General features: G+C 75.4%; 17 protein-coding genes. 9 read left to right on the forward strand and 8 right to left on the reverse strand.

Annotated elements, in window-relative coordinates:
• Positions 1–26 precede the first annotated feature (26 nt).
• From HOP40_RS17615 to HOP40_RS17625, 3 genes are read left to right on the forward strand one after another with little or no spacing between them, the layout of a single operon-like run.
• Positions 27–881, forward strand: a complete 855-nt coding sequence (locus tag HOP40_RS17615; protein ID WP_172159980.1) for a class I SAM-dependent methyltransferase — start codon at positions 27–29, stop codon at positions 879–881.
• Positions 878–1,852, forward strand: coding sequence for a carbon-nitrogen hydrolase family protein (locus tag HOP40_RS17620; protein ID WP_172159983.1), 975 nt, complete (start codon positions 878–880; stop codon positions 1,850–1,852). The genes HOP40_RS17615 and HOP40_RS17620 overlap by 4 nt, the downstream gene beginning before the upstream one ends.
• 27 nt (positions 1,853–1,879) lie before the next feature.
• Complete coding sequence (locus HOP40_RS17625) at positions 1,880–2,842, forward strand: MmpS family transport accessory protein (protein ID WP_172159985.1); 963 nt, start codon at positions 1,880–1,882, stop codon at positions 2,840–2,842.
• A 34-nt stretch (positions 2,843–2,876) separates the two neighbouring features.
• Here the strand turns inward: HOP40_RS17625 and HOP40_RS17630 are convergent, their stop codons facing one another.
• A complete protein-coding gene (locus tag HOP40_RS17630) occupies positions 2,877–3,872 on the reverse strand; it encodes a 1-acyl-sn-glycerol-3-phosphate acyltransferase (protein WP_172159987.1) in 996 nt (331 codons plus the stop codon).
• On the reverse strand, positions 3,869–4,780 hold the full coding sequence (locus tag HOP40_RS17635; RefSeq protein ID WP_205347221.1) for a patatin-like phospholipase family protein: 912 nt from the start codon (positions 4,778–4,780) through the stop codon (positions 3,869–3,871). The genes HOP40_RS17630 and HOP40_RS17635 overlap by 4 nt, the downstream gene beginning before the upstream one ends.
• Positions 4,781–5,898: 1,118 nt before the next feature.
• Here HOP40_RS17635 and HOP40_RS17640 point away from each other — a divergent pair.
• Entirely contained in the window at positions 5,899–6,495 is a 597-nt protein-coding gene (locus tag HOP40_RS17640; protein ID WP_172159989.1) for a carboxymuconolactone decarboxylase family protein, read from the forward strand.
• 40 nt (positions 6,496–6,535) lie between these two features.
• On the opposite strand, the gene rarD is transcribed toward HOP40_RS17640, so the two are convergent.
• Positions 6,536–7,453: an EamA family transporter RarD gene (gene rarD / locus HOP40_RS17645; RefSeq protein ID WP_172159991.1), complete on the reverse strand. Its 918-nt coding sequence runs from the start codon at positions 7,451–7,453 to the stop codon at positions 6,536–6,538.
• A 73-nt stretch (positions 7,454–7,526) separates the two neighbouring features.
• Here rarD and HOP40_RS17650 point away from each other — a divergent pair, with 73 nt between their 5' ends.
• Positions 7,527–8,444 (forward strand): LysR family transcriptional regulator, encoded by a 918-nt coding sequence (locus HOP40_RS17650; RefSeq protein WP_172159993.1) that lies wholly within the window; start codon positions 7,527–7,529, stop codon positions 8,442–8,444.
• Positions 8,445–8,463: 19 nt separating this feature from the next.
• On the opposite strand, the gene HOP40_RS17655 is transcribed toward HOP40_RS17650, so the two are convergent.
• On the reverse strand, positions 8,464–9,363 hold the full coding sequence (locus tag HOP40_RS17655; protein WP_172159995.1) for an LLM class flavin-dependent oxidoreductase: 900 nt from the start codon (positions 9,361–9,363) through the stop codon (positions 8,464–8,466).
• Positions 9,360–11,636, reverse strand: coding sequence for an LLM class flavin-dependent oxidoreductase (locus tag HOP40_RS17660; RefSeq protein WP_172159996.1), 2,277 nt, complete (start codon positions 11,634–11,636; stop codon positions 9,360–9,362). Before HOP40_RS17660 ends, HOP40_RS17655 begins: the two co-directional genes overlap by 4 nt.
• A gap of 87 nt (positions 11,637–11,723) precedes the next feature.
• On the opposite strand from HOP40_RS17660, the gene HOP40_RS17665 reads away from it, so the two are divergent.
• Positions 11,724–12,092, forward strand: coding sequence for a winged helix-turn-helix transcriptional regulator (locus tag HOP40_RS17665; RefSeq protein WP_172159997.1), 369 nt, complete (start codon positions 11,724–11,726; stop codon positions 12,090–12,092).
• 165 nt (positions 12,093–12,257) lie between these two features.
• Here HOP40_RS17665 and HOP40_RS17670 read toward each other — a convergent pair whose 3' ends face one another.
• From HOP40_RS17670 to HOP40_RS17680, 3 genes are read right to left on the reverse strand one after another with little or no spacing between them, the layout of a single operon-like run.
• Positions 12,258–13,058, reverse strand: a complete 801-nt coding sequence (locus HOP40_RS17670) for an SDR family NAD(P)-dependent oxidoreductase (RefSeq protein WP_172159998.1) — start codon at positions 13,056–13,058, stop codon at positions 12,258–12,260.
• A complete protein-coding gene (locus HOP40_RS17675; protein ID WP_172159999.1) occupies positions 13,055–13,666 on the reverse strand; it encodes a nuclear transport factor 2 family protein in 612 nt (203 codons plus the stop codon). The genes HOP40_RS17670 and HOP40_RS17675 overlap by 4 nt, the downstream gene beginning before the upstream one ends.
• 19 nt (positions 13,667–13,685) lie before the next feature.
• Entirely contained in the window at positions 13,686–14,357 is a 672-nt protein-coding gene (locus tag HOP40_RS17680) for a GntR family transcriptional regulator (protein WP_172160000.1), read from the reverse strand.
• 119 nt (positions 14,358–14,476) lie between these two features.
• On the opposite strand from HOP40_RS17680, the gene HOP40_RS17685 reads away from it, so the two are divergent.
• The 3 genes from HOP40_RS17685 to HOP40_RS17695 are packed head-to-tail and all read left to right on the forward strand — an operon-like array spanning position 14,477 to position 16,984.
• Positions 14,477–15,172 (forward strand): VOC family protein, encoded by a 696-nt coding sequence (locus HOP40_RS17685; protein ID WP_275691361.1) that lies wholly within the window; start codon positions 14,477–14,479, stop codon positions 15,170–15,172.
• Positions 15,173–15,176: 4 nt separating this feature from the next.
• Positions 15,177–16,037 carry a fumarylacetoacetate hydrolase family protein gene (locus HOP40_RS17690; RefSeq protein ID WP_172160002.1) on the forward strand — a complete coding sequence of 287 codons (861 nt, stop codon included), beginning with the start codon at positions 15,177–15,179 and terminating at the stop codon, positions 16,035–16,037.
• Complete coding sequence (locus HOP40_RS17695; protein ID WP_172160003.1) at positions 16,034–16,984, forward strand: VOC family protein; 951 nt, start codon at positions 16,034–16,036, stop codon at positions 16,982–16,984. The genes HOP40_RS17690 and HOP40_RS17695 overlap by 4 nt, the downstream gene beginning before the upstream one ends.
• Positions 16,985–17,002: the final 18 nt, after the last annotated feature.

Here is a 17,002-nt window from a genome sequence, read left to right on the forward strand (position 1 = left end):
CACCACGAGACCCCGAGGAGCACGCCGTGACCGTCACCTTCGATCCCACCTCGTACAAGAACACCACCCGCGCCCAGTGGCAGGACGCCGCCGACGCGTGGCACGCCTGGGGCCCGACGCTGGAGGAGTGGCTGGGGGAGGCGACCGAGCTGATGCTGGACACGGCGGGCGTCGGCACCGGCAGCCGCGTCCTCGACGTCGCCGCCGGTGCGGGCGGGCAGACCCTCGCCGCCGCACGACGGGTCGGCCCGACCGGCGAGGTGCTCGCCACCGACATCTCGCCGGCGATCCTGCGGCACGCGGCCGCCGCGGCGGCCGCCGAGGGGCTGACGACCGTCCGCACCCAGGAGCTGGACGGCGAGCGTCTCGACGTCGGGCCCGCCGCCTTCGACGCCGTGATCTCCCGGCTCGGGCTCATCTACTTCCCGGACCGGGCCGGCGCGCTGGCCGGCCAGTACCGGGCGCTCCGCCCCGGCGGCCGGATGTCCGCCGTCGTCTACTCGACCCCGGACCGCAACGGGTTCTTCTCGGTGCCGGTGTCGATCATCCGGCGGCGCGCGCAGCTGCCTTCGCCGGCACCGGGACAGCCCGGGCCGTTCAGCCTCGGCGGCCCCGGCGTGCTGGAGGAGGAGCTGCGGGCCGCCGGGTTCCGGGACGTGGGGTCCCAGTCGGTCCCGGCGCCGCTGCGGCTGCCGGCGGCCGCCGACTGCGTCCGGTTCGAGCGGGAGTCCTTCGGCGCCCTCCACCAGATGCTCGGCGGGCTCACCCCGGACGCGCGCGACGCGGCCTGGGCGGAGATCGCCACGGAGCTGGCGGCGTTCGAGGGGGCCGGCGGGTTCGAGGGACCGTGCGAGCTGGTCGTCGCGTGGGGTGTGAAGTGAGCGCCGTGCTCGTCGCCGCCGTGCAGGCCACGCCGGTGTTCCTGGACCGCGCCGGCACTGTCGATAAGGTCGTGGAGCTCACCGCGAAGGCCGCCGCAGAGGGGGCGGGGCTGGTGGTGTTCCCGGAGGCGTTCGTGCCGACCTACCCGGACTGGGTCTGGCGCACCCCGGCCTGGCGGGACGGGGTGTTCTACGAGGCGCTGGAGCGGGAGGCGGTCACGGTGCCGTCCGCGTCCACGGACCGGATGGGCGAGGCGGCCCGCGCGGCGCAGGCGTGGGTGGCGGTCGGGGTGAACGAGCTGGTCGGCGGGACGCTCTACAACACGCTGCTCTACTTCGCGCCCGACGGCGCCCTCGCCGGCCGGCACCGCAAGTTGATCGCCACCGGCGGCGAGCGCACGATCTGGGGCCAGGGCGACGGTTCCACGCTGCCGGTGTTCGACACGCCGTTCGGGCGGCTCGGCGGTCTGATCTGCTGGGAGAACTACATGCCGCTCGCCCGGGCCGCGCTCTACGCCCGCGGGATCGACGTGTACCTCGCCCCCACCTGGGACACGAGCGACTGCTGGCTCGCGACCCTGCGCCACATCGCGAAGGAGGGCCGGGTCTTCGTCATCGGCGCCAACTCGTTCCTGCGCGGGACCGACGTGCCCGGGGTGCTGCCGGGCCGCGACGACCTGTACGGCGACGAGGACGACGTGCTCTCGCGCGGCGGAACCGCGATCGTGGGCCCGGACGGAACGGTGCTGGCCGGCCCGTTGTACGGCGAGGAGGGCGTCCTCTACGCCGAGATCGACCGCCGCACCGCGGCGCTGTCCCGACGCGAGTTCGACCCCGTGGGCCACTACTCGAGACCCGACGTCTTCGGTCTCACGGTCGATGTCGCCCCACGCCCGGCGGCGACGTTCCTCGGCGAGGGCGCACCGGGGGAGCAGACCCGTCCCGTCACCGACCGTCAACCCCCTCGTTGAACGGGTACGACCAACGAGGGGAGCGTCGTGCCAGGACCGAGGTTCGATCCGGCCACGGGTCGCTGGGTGCTCGACGACGCGCCGCCCCCGGCACCACGGCGCGGGGTCGTCCCTGCGCCGGACCGGGAGCACGCGGCCGGACCGTCCGCGGCCCGCGACCGCCGTCACGGTGCCGAGCGGCCGGCGGCAGGCCGGGGCGACCAGGGGCCACGGGGCGGGCACCGCCGCGCTCCGGAGGCGCCCGGACCGGGAGCGCCCCCGCCCGACCCGCGCCGGGAGGGACGCCGTCCGGCCCGGTCCGACGGCGACGACCGCCCGACCGCCCGGCACGGCCGGGCCGTCGGGGCCGACCCCCGCGGTGCTCCGGCCCGGCCCGACGACCGGCGGCCCGCGGACGCCCCGCGGCGCGACTGGGGGCGGGCCGGGCACGAGGAGCCCGGGCAGGCGTCGGCCGGGCCCGGGCGGGGCGCGACCAGCGGCCCGCGGAGCCCGCGGGGCCGGACCGGCCGGGACGACGTCCGCGCAGCCCGCCGCCGGAAGTGGCTGTGGGTGGCCGGCGCCGCCGCGGCCGTCGCCGTCGCCGTGCCGATCGCGCTGACCGCCCTCGGCGGCCCGGACGGCGAGCCCGCAGCCTCACGGACGGGGAGCGCGGTCGCGTTCGGAGTGTCGGCCGACAGCGGCCCGACCGGCGCGGCCGCGACCGGTGACCCCGCCGCGGCGCCCGCGCCGGCGGAGGTGGTCTTCGAGGTGACCGGGTCCGGGTCGGCCGGCGTGATCAGCTACAGCCGGGGGACCTCGGTCGGCCAGGTCTCGGACGTGGAGCTGCCCTGGCAGTACACCGTCCCGGCGGCCGACGGGCCCACCGACTACTCGCTCGCCGCCGCCGGTGCGTCCGGCGACGTCTCCTGCCGGATCGTCGTCGACGGGGTCGTCCTGGCGGAGGCGACGGACAGCGAGTACTCGGCGGTCTCCTGCAGCGGTCGCCTCTGACCCGACCGGGACCCCGGCCGTCGGGGTCCCGCGGTCAGCGCGTGCGGTCCACCCAGTCGTCGATCCGCTCCCACCAGCCGTAGAGCCAGTCGACCTGGGCCTCCTGCGTGCGGGGGACGTCGGCGGCCGGCACCCGCCACCAGCGCATCCGGACCGTGGCGTCGAGCGGCAGCTCCCGCCAGATGCCGGCCACCGTGAAGAGGTGGTCGAGTCCGGCGTGGGCCACCCAGACGACGTCGGCGTCCGGTGCCGCGGCGAGCGCGGCGGTGAGCCCGCCGGGGCGTGGCGGCAGCACGTGCCGCATGGCCTCGGACCGGCGGGCCATCTCCTCCAGGCCCCGCGCCCGCAGCCGGGCGATCCCGGCCAGGCGGCGGCGCTCGGTGAAGTTGCCGCCCTCGGGGAAGATCACGAAGGCGTCGTCGTGGTCCAGCCCGGTGGCGAGCTCACCGATCCGTCCCTCCAACCGGTCCCCGCCGCCCGCGCTGACGAACCGGTTGGGCAGCCGGTTGAGCAGCACGTCGAGCGCCGGGTCCCACTGCAGCGCCGCGGCCAGCACGATGCGCGGCTCCCGGGCGTACCAGTTCACCAGTGCGTGCACGAGCAGGAACGAGTCACCGGGCCCGGCGTGGCGGCAGCACACCACCAGCGGCCGGTCGAGGTACTCGTCCGGGTCGGGGCCCTCGATCTCCACCCGCAGCCGCAGCACCCGGGCGGCCTCGCGGTAGAGCACGCGCAGGTACCAGCCCACCACCCGGTAGTGCAGGTACTGGAACCGCGGCGTGCGCAGCGCGAGCCCGAACCCGGCTGCGACCCACAGTCCCAGCAGGATCCCGAGCACGGCGCTCTCCAGCACCAGGGCCACCACGACGACCCAGGTCACCCGCAGCACCCGCAGCCGGCCCGGCAGGAGCGGCGACAGGGCGGCGGCGAGCACGAGCCACGCGGGCAGCGTGACCAGCACGAGGAACGTCAGGGCCACCACCGCGGGCGCGAGCACCAGCCGTCGGACCCACCGCGGGGGGAGGGTCACCGGACACCCCCGGTCACGTCGCTCAGGTACTCGGCCGACGCCCGGTAGGCCGCGTCGGTGCGGGCCCGCGAGGCGGAGACGTCGCCGTAGCGCAGCGCGGCACGGCTGTCCCAGCGCGGTGGTGAGCCCCCGGTCGGCAGCACGTGCACCTCGACGTCGGCGGGCACCGCCGCCAGGTCGCGGGCGTAGCGGTGCCTGCGGGCGATCTCGAACGCGACCATCGCGACCTCCCACGGCCGTCGGGGCGGGCGCAGCGGCTGGTCGATGCGCCCGACCTGGAGCACGAACACGCGGGTGGCGCCGCGCTCGACCGCCGCGCCCAGCGGGATGCTGTTGACCAGCCCGCCGTCGAGGTAGTGCCGGCCGTCGACGACGACGGGCGGCAGGAGGCCCGGCACCGCGGCCGAGGCCAGCACGGCGTCCACGGCCGGGCCGCGGTCGAACCAGTGCTCCGCCGCGTCCTCGACGCCGGCCGCGCAGCAGGCGAACGGCACCGGCATGTCCTCGATGAGCCGGTCACCCAGCACCGCGGTGACCGCCCGCCGCAGCGGGGCCGAGGTGTGGGCCGCCACCCCGCTGCGGGCGAACTCGCGCAGCCGCGCGACGGTCCCGGCGGCGAACAGCCCCCGCGCGTCGGGGGAGTCCCACATCGCGTCGAGCCGGTCGGCGACCTCGCCGGGCGGCAGTGCGGCCAGCACCGCACCGTTGAGCGCCCCGACCGACGTGCCCAGGACCAGGTCCGGGCGGATGTCGGCCTCGACCAGCGCCCGCAGCATCCCCACCTGGACCGCGCCGAGCACGCCACCGCCGCCCAGCACGACCGCCGTGAGGCCCTTCCGGTTCAGCTGCGCCACCGCTCTCGTCGGACCGCCCGCACGGGTGGTGGGCCCGGTCTCCGCGACGCCCACCCGGGTCGACGGTAGGAGATCGTCCCCGGGAGGGGAAGACGGGGGCCGGTCAGGACACCGTGAGGCCGCGCTCGCGGGTCCAGATCGTCTCCCACGGCTGCGTCCGGCCGGTCAGCAGCCAGACCCCGGTGCCGGCGGCAGGATCGGCCAGCCGGCAGACCTCGGCGAAGTACGGCGCCAGCTCGTCGGGGTCGGAGCCGACGTAGGGCCACGAGTCCGCTGAGCGCGTACGCCGGCCACGCCACCCACCGCCACCGCACCCGCCCGGCCTCCCGGCGGTGCATCAGCCCGACCGCACCGGCCGCGGCGAGCACGCCGTACAGGCCGCCGATGTAGGTCGGACGGGCCGCCGTCGCGACGAAGAAGGCGCAGAGCACCAGGGTCGCGACGCCGAGGTAGCGGTGGTCGGGCGTACGTACCAGGCGCGCCAACCCGTAGCCACTGAGCACGACCCCGGCGACGCCCGCGAGCAGCACCAGCCAGCAGCACCGCCACCCCGGGCCGGCCCGCGTAGAGGAACTCCGACTCCGCCGCGACCACCGGGCCCATCCGCAGCTGCGGCCAGCCGTTCGCCGCCTGCCAGACGAGCGTCGGCGCGGTGATCGCGGCCCCGACCAGCGCTCCGACCCACAGCAGCGGCCGGGCGAGCAGCGCGCGCGGGCCCACCGCGGCCACACCCAGCAGGAGCGCTGCGCACAGCGGCAGCACCTGGAACTTCGTCTGCGCCGCGATCCCGGCGACCACGCCCAGCACGAGCAGCAGCCGGTCGTCGCGGACGCAAGGTGGTGGCGCCCGATCGCCAGCACGTAGGCCTCGTCGAACCAGTAGCCGTCGGTCACCGCGGCTGCGGCCAGGTGCGCCAGCGCGACGACGCCGGCGACCGTCAGCACGGCGGTGCGCGCGAACCGGGGGACGCCGGACGGCGGGACGGTCGGCGCGCGCTCGGACATGCACGCGATCCCACCACCGCGCGCCGCGCGCGCACACCACGCGGAACCCGCCCCCGCGCGATCCGCGGCTGCTCGACGGTGCGTCGCCATAACCTTGACGACGTCCGCTCGGCCCGATGGCCGTCGCCTCCGGCACCGTGGGACGGCGACCCGACGAGGAGAGGTTCCGTGGCCCGTCTGCACCCCGTCACGCCCGCCGACTTCGACCCCGCTCTGCGCGCGGCGCTCGGCCCCGCCTTCGACGACCCGCAGGGTCTCGGCCTGTTGCGCGTCCTCGCACAGCGGCCCGACGTCACCGCGGCGTTCCTGGCCTTCCGCAGCGCCCTCACCGCGACGTCGACGCTCCCGCCCCGGCTGGTCGAGCTGGTGCGGCTGCGCATCGCGTTCCACAACCAGTGCCGCAGCTGCATGGCGCTGCGGACCGCGAGCGGTGCGGCGGACGGCGTCACGGAGGACCTGGTGTGCTCGCTGGAGCAGCCGCAGGAGGCGCCGGACCTGACCGACGCCGAGAAGGCCGCGCTGCGCTACGCCGACCTGTTCGCCACCGACCACCTCGCGGCGGGCGACGCCGTGTTCGACCTCCTGCCCGCGCACTTCGGCGAGCCCGACATCGTCGAGCTCGGCGTGCAGATCGCGGTCTTCGTCGGGTTCGGACGGCTGTCGGCGACCTGGGACATCGTCGACGACCTCCCCGAACGCTTCCACGACCGCGACGCCACGGTGGCGCCGTGGGGTGCCGGCACGGTCGTCGCCGACCACCGCTGAACCGCGGCCCGACGGCAGCCGTGGAGCGGGCGCGGACGCCTCAGTGCGTGAGGACCGCGACCGCCCGGCGCCGGCCCTCGCGGTGCACCTCGACCGCCAGGACGCACAGCCCCGCGCAGATCGGTAGGTAGACGAAGGAGTCCGTCCAGGTCCAGGGCTCGCCGAGCACGGTCAGCGCCACCAGCACCAGGAGCACCGGTTCGACGTAGCTCAGCACCCCGAACAGGGCGAACGGCAGCACCCGGCTCGCGGTGAGGTAGAGGGTGAACCCGCCCGCGCTCACCAGCCCGAGCACCAGGAGGCCGCCGACCAGCTGCGGTTCGGCGGTGACCGTGCCGAACGACGGGCGCACGGTCATGACGACCACCGAGAACGGCAGCATCGCCGTGAGCTCCAGGAACTGCGCCCCGGTGCTGTCGAGCCCGAACGCGCGCCTGCTGACGAAGTACAGCGGCAGGCCCAGCGCCACGAGCAGGGTCGGCCAGCTCAGGCCGCCGGCGAGGACGACGGCGGCGACCACCCCGACGGAGGCGGTGCCGACGGCCGCGACCCGCAGCGCCGACAGCCTCTCGCGGTACACGACGGCGCCCGTGAGCACCATGACGAGCGGCAGGACGAGGTACCCGAGGGACAGCTCGAGGCCGTGGCCGCTCTGGGGCGCCCACCCGAACAGCCACAGCTGCAGCCCCAGCAGCGCCGCGTCCACCACGAGGACGGCGGCCAGGTGCGGGGCCCGCCGGCAGCGCCGCAGGATCGCGAGCACCTCGGGCCACACCCGCAGCGCCGTGAACAGCGGCACGAGGACGGCCAGCGTCACGACGATCCGGTAGGCGAGGACCTGCCCGGGATCGAGCGGCAGCAACCGGGGCGGGAGCAGGAAGGTGAAGCCGAAGAGGACCGACGCCCCCAGGGACGCCAGCACGCCGCTGGGGGAGACCTCGCGGGCCGGTCCGGTCACGGGGACCAGCCTGTCCGATCGGACCTGTCAGCTCCAGCGACGATTCCTGGACCACAACAGTTAGGGTTCGTGCATGGTGCTCGCCGATCTGCGCCGCCTGCGGATGCTCCGGGAGCTGGCCGAGCGCCGGACCCTGACGGCGGTGGCCTCGGCGCTGGGCTACAGCCCGTCGGCGGTGTCGCAGCAGCTCGCGGTGCTGGAGAAGGAGGCCGGGGTGGGCCTGCTGGAGCCGGCCGGGCGCGGGGTGCGGCTCACCGATGCGGGCCGGGTGCTCGCCGGGCACGCCGCGATCCTGCTGCGCGCCGTGGAGGAGGCGGAGACCGATCTCGCCTCGCTCACCGACGAGGTGCGGGGCAGGGTCCGGGCGGTGGGTGTGCAGTCCGCGGCGCGTCGGCTGCTCATCCCCGCGCTGGTCGAGCTCGCGGGGGAGCACCCGGGCGTCGCGGTGGAGATCACCGAGCTCGAGGTCGAGCTCGCGCTCCCCGAGCTCCGGCTGGGCGCGGTCGACCTGGTGATCAGCGACGACTACGACGGCTTCCCCCGCCCGCGACCGGCCGGTCTCGTCCACACCCCGCTCCACCGGGAGGCGGTCCGGCTCGTGCTGCCGGCGGCCCACCCCCTCGCGCAGGGTGAGGCGGCGGTCCCGGTCGCCGCACTGCGCGACGAGGTCTGGGCGGCCTCCGGGGAGGGCACCGGGCACCACGCGATGGTGCTGGGGACCTGCCGGGCGCACGGCGGCTACGAGCCCGACCTCCGGCACCGCTCCGACGACGCGGACGTCCAGCTCGAGCTCGTCCGGTCCGCCGGGGTCGTCACGCTCCTGCCCGACCTCGCGCTGCCCGCCGTCGACCCCCGGTTGGCCGTCCGCGACGTCGCGGGGGTCGACCTGGCGCGGCGGCTGTTCGTCGTGACCCGCGACGCGCCCGTCTCGCCGGCCCTGCGGGCGTACCTGGCGGCGCTGCTGGAGCAGGGGCGACGATCGCCCGCCTGAGGATCCTGCGCCCGGGGCGTCAGGCGGCCCGTTCGTCGGCCACCAGCTCCCGGACGCGGGGGGCGACCTCCCGGGCGAACAGCTCCAGCGCGGCGGGCTCGTCGCCCATCATGATGAAGCCCGAGACGCCGTGGACCAGGGCGATGTCGGTCAGCTCCTCGGCCCACTGGCCGGGCGGCCCGACGAGCAGGCCCCCGCTGTCGCGCCGGAACTCGCCGCCGATGTTGAGGAACCGGGTGATCGCGGCCGGGTCGCGGCCTGCGGCGTGCGCGGCGTCGTCGACGTGCCTGCTCATCTCCGTCAGCGAGGCGGGGCCGTCGGGGAGGTAGGGCAGCGACGGGATCCAGCCGTCGGCCACGCGGCCGACCAGCCGCAGGATGCGGGGCTTGTAGGCGCCGACCCACACGCCGATGTCGTGGGCGGGTGCCGGCCCGCGCTTGGCCCCGCGGACCCGGTGGAACTCGCCCTCGACGGTCAGCCCGCCCCGCTCGTCGGCGGCCCAGATGCCGCGCATGATCGTGATGGCCTCCTCGAGCGCCTGGATGGACTGCCCGGGTGTGAGGCGCGGCCCGCCCATGCCGGCGATGGCGTCCCAGAAGCCGCCGGCGCCGATCCCCATCTCGATCCGACCGCCGCTGAGCCGGTCGAGCGTCGCCGCGCTGCGGGCGAGCACCGCCGGTCGGCGCAGGGGCAGGTTCAGGACGTTGCCGCTGATGCGGATGCGCTCGGTGCGGGCGGCGGCGAAGGACATCAGGGTCCAGGCGTCCTGCAACGCCGGCTGGTACGGGTGGTCCTGGAACGTCACGAGGTCCAGGCCGACCCGCTCCGACAGGACGGCGAGCTCGACCGGCCGCAGCGGGGGCCGGGCCGTCGGGGTGACGAAGCTGCCGAAGACCAGGTCCTGTGCGTAGTCGGTCATGACGCGCTCCTCTCGACGGCGGAGTCGGGGGTGATGTTGAAGTTGTCGCGGAACAGGTTGTGCGGGTCGAGGTCGGCCTTGAGCGCGCGCAGTCGCGCGAGGGTCCGGGGCGGGAACGCGTCGGTGATCCGCCGCGGGTCGGTGCTGCTGTCGAAGCTCAGGTAGAGGCCCTGGAAGAAGGGTCGCAGCGTCGCCCAGGCGCGGTCGACGGCCTCCTCCCGCGACCCCATGGCGACGACCTGGAAGTTCGCCTCCCGCCCGGCGTAGGCGGTCGCGTCGGGGTCGACGTCGGACACCGCACCGCCCACCGAGCGGATCTGGAACCAGTGCAGGGACCCGCTGCGCAGGGCGGCCGCGGCCGCGGCGGCGAACTCCGGGGTGATGTGGTCGACCAGCCCGCTGCGCGAGATCGGCTCACCGCGGGCGTGGTGCTCGGCGTCGCTCGCGTTCGCCATCACCGCGGCGTAGGGGAGGATCCGGACGTCCTGCTCGTGGAGCGCGCCGAGGTCGGCGATCGGCTGCAGCCGCGCGACCACGGTCTCCGGGTCGGCGGAGTCCACGACGGACAGCGTCTGCACCACGGACGGCTGCCCGGCGCGCGACGGACCGGTGATCAGGAAGCTGGTCAGGTCGCGCGGCGAGTCCTCCACCACCCGGCCCCACTCCCGCAGGAACCCCGCGATGTCGTCGGTGCCGGAGACCAGGCGGGCGTGGCCGACCGCGCCCACCTCGTCGACCTCGAACTCGAAGGAGGTCACGACGCCGAAGTTGGCCCCGGCGCCGCGGACGGCCCAGAAGAGCTCGGGGTTCTCGGTGGCGTCGGCGCGGGTGACGGTGCCGTCCGCCAGCACGATCTCGACGGCGCGGAGGTGGTCGATGGTCAGCCCGTGCGCCCGGGACAGGTAGCCGATCCCACCGGCCGTCGCGAGGCCGCCGACCCCGACGCCGCCGTAGTCGCCCGAGCTCAGCGCCCACCCGTGCGGCGCGAGCGCCGCGGCGACGTCCGTCCAGCGGGCGCCCGGACCGATCCGGACGCGCCGGGTGGGCTCGTCGAGGACCTCGACGGCGTTCATCAGCGAGACGTCGACGACGATGCCGCCGTCGTTGGTCGAGCGCCCGCTGATCCCGTGGCCGGCGCTGCGGACGGACAGCGGGACGCCGGGGTGCGCCCGGGCGAACGCCAGCGCGTCGACGACCTGCCGCGCGTCCGCCGCGCGCAGCACGATCCCGGGCGAGCCGCCGCGCAGGTAGCCGGACCGGAACCGGTGGTAGTCGTGGTCGCCGGGCTCGACCACCTGGGCGATCGAGGCGGGGACGTCGTCGTAGGCGATCCCGCCGCGGCGCTTCGCCAGCGCGGAGGCCCGGCGGACCCGGACGCCGGCCGACCCGAACGGGGTGACCCGGTCGACGGCGGCGCGCAGCCCGGGGACGACCTCGCGGGCGAACGCCGTCAGCGTCGCGGGGTCGGCGGACCGCACCACGACGGTGCCGACGCCGTGCTCCACCAGGAGCGGCAGCAGGTCGTCGACCCAGTCCGCGGGGGAGCCCTCGAGGAACCCGGTGCGCCGCCCGGCGAACCGGCCCGACACCGTCAGCTGCCGGCGGACCTCGCGCGGGTCGCGGCCGGCGGCCCGGGCGGCGGCGTCGAGTGCCAGGTGGGCGAGCCGGAGCCCCTCGGGGCCCCGGAGTCCCTCGGAGCAGAGGTCGGCGTGGTCGCCGGACCAGCCGTCCGCCTGCGCCCCGGCCAGCTCCAGCACCTCCGGCGTCGAGCCGGCCACGACGATCGGGACGTCGTGCGCGGGGGCCGCCCGCTGCGCGCCCCGGAGGTGGTGGTGGCGGCCGTCGTAGCGGGCGAGGCCGCGCTCGTCGACGTCCCAGAGCGCCCGCACCACGTCGATCACCTCGGCGACCGCCCCGGTGTGGTCGTGCGCGACCGGGCCCAGCACCAGCACGACCCGCCCACCGGAGAGGTGGTCGAGGCTCGCCGCGCTGCGGGCCAGCACCGCCGGGTTGCCCACGGAGGGGCTGCGCAGGTCCGCCGCGAGCCGGATCCGGGACGTGACGCCGGCGATCCAGGACAGCAGGGTCCAGGTCTCGTCGAGGTCGGGCTGCGACGGGTCGTCCGCCACGGTGACGAGGTCGTACCCGAGCTGCTCGCCCAGGAGGGCGAGCCGCACCGGCGTGTGCGGGTCCCGGGCGTCGGGGACGAGTGCGACGCCGAACTCCACGCGGTGCCCGTAGCCCCGCGGACGGGGTGCTGTACCTGCTTGCATGGCCCCAGGATCTGCTCACGCACGGGAAGCAGCAACCAGGGAGTGAGCGACTCACCTTTCGTAAGTGACCGGCGTACCCTCGACCCCATGTCGAGCTCCACGGGCGGTCAGCCGGCCGCCGAGACCACCGCGTACGACCACATCGACGAGGAGAAGTGCCGCAGCTTCCAGCACGCGGCGGAGCTCGTCGGCAAGAAGTGGACGGCGGGCATCCTGCTGGCCGGACTGAGGGGCGCGCGGCGGTTCGTCGAGTACCGCGCGCACGTCGTCGGGATCTCCGACCGGCTCCTCGCGCAGCGGCTGCGGGAGCTCGAGGAGGAGCACCTCGTCGTCCGCACCGTCACCCCGACGACGCCCGTGCTCGTCACCTACCGCCCGAGCGAGCGCGCCCGCGGGCTGATGCGCGCCATCCACCCCCTGGTGGCGTGGAGCCTGGAGGACCAGCAGCGCCCGTGACCGGACGGCGTCAGAACTGCATCTCGCCGCCGTCGACGTAGATGGCGGTGCCGACGACGAAGGTGCTCTGGTCGGAGGCGAGGAACGCGAGGCGGGGTCGGCCCCGACGAGCTGCAGGAGGTCGTCGACACGGTCCTGGCGAGCTGGCCGCCGCCCGCCTGAGGGTCAGCGCGCGGCGTCGTGCGTCCGCCAGGCGGTCCGCGCGGTGCCCCACGAGGTGGACGCGATCATCGCCCCGTCCACGACGACGTCGGTGCCCGAGACGAAGTCGGCGTCGGACGAGGCCAGGAACGCGATCGTGGCGGCCACGTCCTCCGGCCGCCCGAACCGGCCGAGGGGGATGGCGTCGAGCATCGTCGCCCGCACGGCGTCGGAGCGCAGGACCTCGGTGTTGATCGGGGTCTCGATCACGCCGGGGCTGACGGTGTTGACGGTGATCCCGTGGTGGGCGAACTCCACGGCGATCTCGCGGGACCAGGACAGGACGGCCCCCTTCGCCGCCGAGTACGCCGGCAGCTGCGCGCCGACGTGCGCGGTGACGGAGCAGACGTTGACGATCTTGCCGCCGCCGCGCGCGACGAGGTGGGGCAGCGCCGCCCGGGTGGTGAGGAAGTAGCTGAACAGACACGCGTCGACGGTGTCCTGCCACTCCTGCGGCGTGATGTCGTACATGGTCCTGCGCGGGACGCGGGCGACCGAGTTGACGAGGACGTCGATGCCGCCGAGGTCCGTGACGACCCGGTCGACGGCACGGTCGACGTCCTCGGGTGCGGTCGCGTCGGCGTGCAGGGCCAGCCCGCGACCGCCCGCGGCGGCGATCCCGGCGGCCGTCGCGTCCGCGGCGTCCGCGGCGACGTCCACGACGGCGACGCTCGCACCCTCCTCGGCCAGGCGACGGGCCGCGGCCCGCCCGATGCCCGAACCGCCCCCCACCACCATCGCGACCTTGCCGTCCAGCCCCCTCACCGGTGACCCCCGTCGAGGTGGTCGTCGTGGAGCCAGCGGTGCTCGCGCTCGTAGAAGGCGGCCACCTCGGCCGGGCGGTCGTCGCCGAGCAGGTCCGCGCCGATCGTGTGGCCGCGGCCGGTCAGGTGCCAGGACAGCAGGCGGTAGGACGACCGGAACGGCGCGAGGGCGGCCGCGTCGACGGCGACGGTCGCGCCCGGCGTCGCGGGTTCCAGGGCGTCGCGCTCGTAGACCGCGTCGAGGCCGAGCAGGCGCCACCGGCCCTCGCGCCGCAGGGCCCGGAACTGCAGCCGCGTGAAGGAGGTGAGCACGGCGGGGGCCCCGTCGACGGTCGTGACCACCTCGATCGCGGCGGGCGCCTCGGCCAGGGCGCGCTCGCCCGCGGTCTCGACGACGACGGGGGCGAGGCGGTGCGTCGCGACCGTGCCCCCGCCGCTCATCGCCTCCGAGGCGGTGACGAACTCGTGCGCCGGACCGGTGAACCAGCTGATCGACACCACGGCCTCCGGCCAGTACGCGTCCCGCATCCGGTCCCACCAGCCGCGGTCGCGGGCCCGGCGCTCGTGCAGGACGAGCTGGGTGATCGTCTCGACGTCGCCCGCGGTCACAGTGCTCCTGCCGTGGTGGTCACAGTGCTCCTGCCGTGATGAGGTCGTCGGTGGTGCGCTGGATGTGGCGCGCGAGCGCGTCGACCGCGCGGAGGTCGCGCGCGGTGCTCAGCTCCATCAGCTGCCGGTGCTCGCACGGGATGTCGCGCTCGGCGAGCTCCTCGAAGCGGGCGTTCACGCCGAGCTGGCGGTAGATCTCGGCGCCGTCGCGCAGGGAGGTCGTCAGGGCGAGCATGCGGGCGTTGTCGCAGGCCGACACGAGGGCGTCGTGGAACCCGGCGTGCGCGCGGCTCCACTCCTCGGTGCTGCCGGGGCTGTCGTCCAGCATGAAGGTGGCGCGCTCGAGCACGTGGTGGGCGGAGACGACGGCGGCCTCCCACCGGACGTCGCCGTGCGCGATCGAGCGGCGCAGCGCCTCGCACTCGATCATCACGCGCAGCTCGGTGAGCGCGACGAGGTCGGCGCGCGAGGCGTCCACGACGCGGAAGCCCTGGTTCGGGACGAGCACGGCGAGGTTGTTCTCGGCCAGGCGGCCGAGCGCCTCGCGCACCACCGACTGGCCGGCGCCGTACCGCGCCGCGAGCGCGGCGAGGCGCAGCGGCGTGCCGGGTGGGAGCTCGCCGCGCAGGACGTCGGAGCGGATGGCTTCGTGGAGCTGGGCGGCCCGCGTCGGCGTCTTCGCTTCGGTCACGGCGCCACGCTAGCACCGGTGTTCGTGAATCGGCAGGTTTTCAAAAATCTGTTGCTTGTTCGGGAATCGTGGGCCACAGTGGCGTCACTCGATGGTGAGCAGGCAGGGAGAGCAGACCCGTGAGCACGCAGCACAGCCCGTACCTCCGGACGCCGAGGCCGCGCCCGATCCGACCGCCCAGGTTGCACCACGCCACGTTCATGACCATGGACGTCGACGCGATGGTCGCCTTCTACGAGCTCGTCGCCGGCCTCCAGCCGGTGTACTACGCGGAGCACGCCGCCTGGTTGACCAACGACGAGGCGAACCACCGCATCGCGCTGCTGCGGCTGCCGGGCACGCACCCGCCGGTGGACAAGCCGCACAGCGCGGGGCTGCACCACACGGCCTTCGAGTACGACTCCTTCGACGGCTGGATCGACAACTACGAGCGGCTCCGCGACGCCGGGACCACCCCGACCGTCTGCCTCGACCACGGCATGACGATGTCGATGTACTACCAGGACCCCGACGGCAACGGCGTCGAGATCCAGGTGGACGTGTTCGACGACTGGGCCGTGTCCAAGGAGTGGATGTGGGCCTCGCAGGAGTTCAGCGAGGACCAGATCGGGCCGCAGTTCGACCCGGAGAAGGTGCTGGCTGCCTACCGGCTCGGCGCGACGCGCGACGAGATCCACGTCCGTGCCCGCAAGGGCGAGTTCCTGCCCGACCGGCCCCGCACCACCGTGACCTTCGACGATCCCTGGCCCGCCCGGGTGGCGGCGGACCCGTCGCTGGCCGACGGCGTGCCCCTTCCCCCGAGCCCGGAGGCCTGACCCCATGCGCATCGCCAACCTCGCGGACCGAGCCGTCCTCCTCACCGGGGACGGGACCGCCGTCGACGTCGCCGACGCGAGCGGGGGCCGGTTCGGCCCCTCCCCGCGTGCGGTGTTCGAGGCGTGGGACGAGTTCACCGCCTGGGCGGCGGAGGCCGACCACGGGGCCGGCCGCCCGTTCGACCCCGCCGAGCTCGGGGCCCCGGTGCCGGACCCGCGCCAGGTCTTCGCGATCGGGCTCAACTACCGCGACCACGCCGACGAGGCGAACCTCGACCACCCCGAGGACCTCGTGGTGTTCACGAAGTTCGCCTCGGCCCTCGCCGGACCGGATGTCACGGTCGAGCTGCCCAGCGACCGGGTGGACTACGAGATCGAGCTCGTCGTCGTCATCGGCCGGCGGGTGCACCGGGTGGGGCCGGAGGAGGCGGTGCGGGCGATCGCGGGCTACGCCGTCGGGCAGGACTACAGCGAGCGGGCCGTCCAGCTCCGGGGGCCCGTGCCGCAGTTCAGCCTGGGCAAGTCCTACCCGAACTTCGCCCCGTTCGGGCCGGCGGTGGTGACCGAGGACGAGCTCGACGATCCCGGCAAGCTGCGCCTCACCGCCGTCCTGGAGGGGCCGAGCGCCGGCGACGAGGCCGTCGTCACGCTGCAGGACGGCACCACCGCCGACCTCATCTTCCCGGTCGAGCGCATCGTCTCCGACCTCTCCCAGGTCGTGACCCTCCACCCCGGCGACGTCGTCTTCACCGGCACGCCCGCGGGTGTCGGTGCGCCGCGCGGCCTGTTCCTCCGGCCCGGCGACGTCCTCACCAGCACGATCGAGGGCGTCGGCACGATGACGAACCGGTTCGTCGCGCGATGAGCGAGGCCTGCGCGACGACGGCGAACCTCGCCCAGGTCGCGCTGTGCACGGCAGACATCCCCCGCACGGCCCGGATCCTCGTCGAGGTGCTCGGGTTCGCCGACGCCGGCGGCAGGCCCCGCTGGGGAGCGGACGCGGCGCGCATCCAGCAGCTGCCCACCGGCGACGACACCCGCTGCATGATGTGGTGGCTCGTCGGGCGGCAGGAACTCGTCCAGCTGGAGCTGTTCCACCACACGAGCCCGGCCCAGCGCGCGCGGCGGCCGGGGTGGCGGCCGTCGGACCTGGGCTGGGTCCGCTTCGGCGTCGCGGTCGCGGACTTCGACGCCACCCTGCGGCGGCTGGACGCGGCCGGGCTCAGGACCCTGACCGCGCCCGCCGGCGTCGACGGCGCCCGTCGGGTCTGCTTCCGGGAGCCCGGCGCGGACGCGGTCGTCGAGATCGTCGAGGCGTCGGATCCGGGCCCGGCGCTGGCGTACGCGGCCGCCTCGGTCGCGGACCTCGAGGGCGCCCGGCGGTGCTTCGGCGGCGCCTTCGGGCTCGAGGAGGTCGAACCGGTCCACCGCCCCGAGCACGAGCGCCTCTGGGGCCTCGACGGCGCGCGGCGCACCTGCGCGGCCTTCCGCGCCGGGGACGCGGTGCTCGAGGTGGTGCAGTACGAGACCCCCGCCGGGCGGCCGCCCGCGGCCGACGCCCTGCTCAGCGACCAGGGGATCATGAACGCCGCCCTCGGCTACCGCGACCGCGCCGGGATGGCCCGCGCCACCGCGGCCGCGACCGCCCTCGGGGCGACCGCGACGACCGCCGTCCCGGAGGTCGCCGGCTCGGTCTACCTGCGCCTGGCCGACGGCCTGTCCGTCGAGCAGCTCCTGGTGCCCGCCGGGCACGACGACCTGTACGGCTTCGTGCCCCGGGCCCTCCCCGGGTCCCGACCCCTTTCCCGATGACCTTTCCCAACGGACTCT

The organism is Pseudonocardia broussonetiae (assembly GCF_013155125.1).
GTDB lineage: Bacteria > Actinomycetota > Actinomycetes > Mycobacteriales > Pseudonocardiaceae > Pseudonocardia > Pseudonocardia broussonetiae.

Bases quoted from the DNA above. Each gene is read 5' to 3' on its own strand.
- HOP40_RS17650 (WP_172159993.1), top strand. From the start codon at position 7,527: ATGGTGCTCGCCGATCTGCGCCGCCTGCGGATGCTCCGGGAGCTGGCC.
- HOP40_RS17655 (WP_172159995.1), bottom strand. From the start codon at position 9,363: ATGACCGACTACGCACAGGACCTGGTCTTCGGCAGCTTCGTCACCCCG.
- HOP40_RS17660 (WP_172159996.1), bottom strand. From the start codon at position 11,636: ATGCAAGCAGGTACAGCACCCCGTCCGCGGGGCTACGGGCACCGCGTG.
- HOP40_RS17665 (WP_172159997.1), top strand. From the start codon at position 11,724: ATGTCGAGCTCCACGGGCGGTCAGCCGGCCGCCGAGACCACCGCGTAC.
- HOP40_RS17690 (WP_172160002.1), top strand. From the start codon at position 15,177: ATGCGCATCGCCAACCTCGCGGACCGAGCCGTCCTCCTCACCGGGGAC.
- HOP40_RS17695 (WP_172160003.1), top strand. From the start codon at position 16,034: ATGAGCGAGGCCTGCGCGACGACGGCGAACCTCGCCCAGGTCGCGCTG.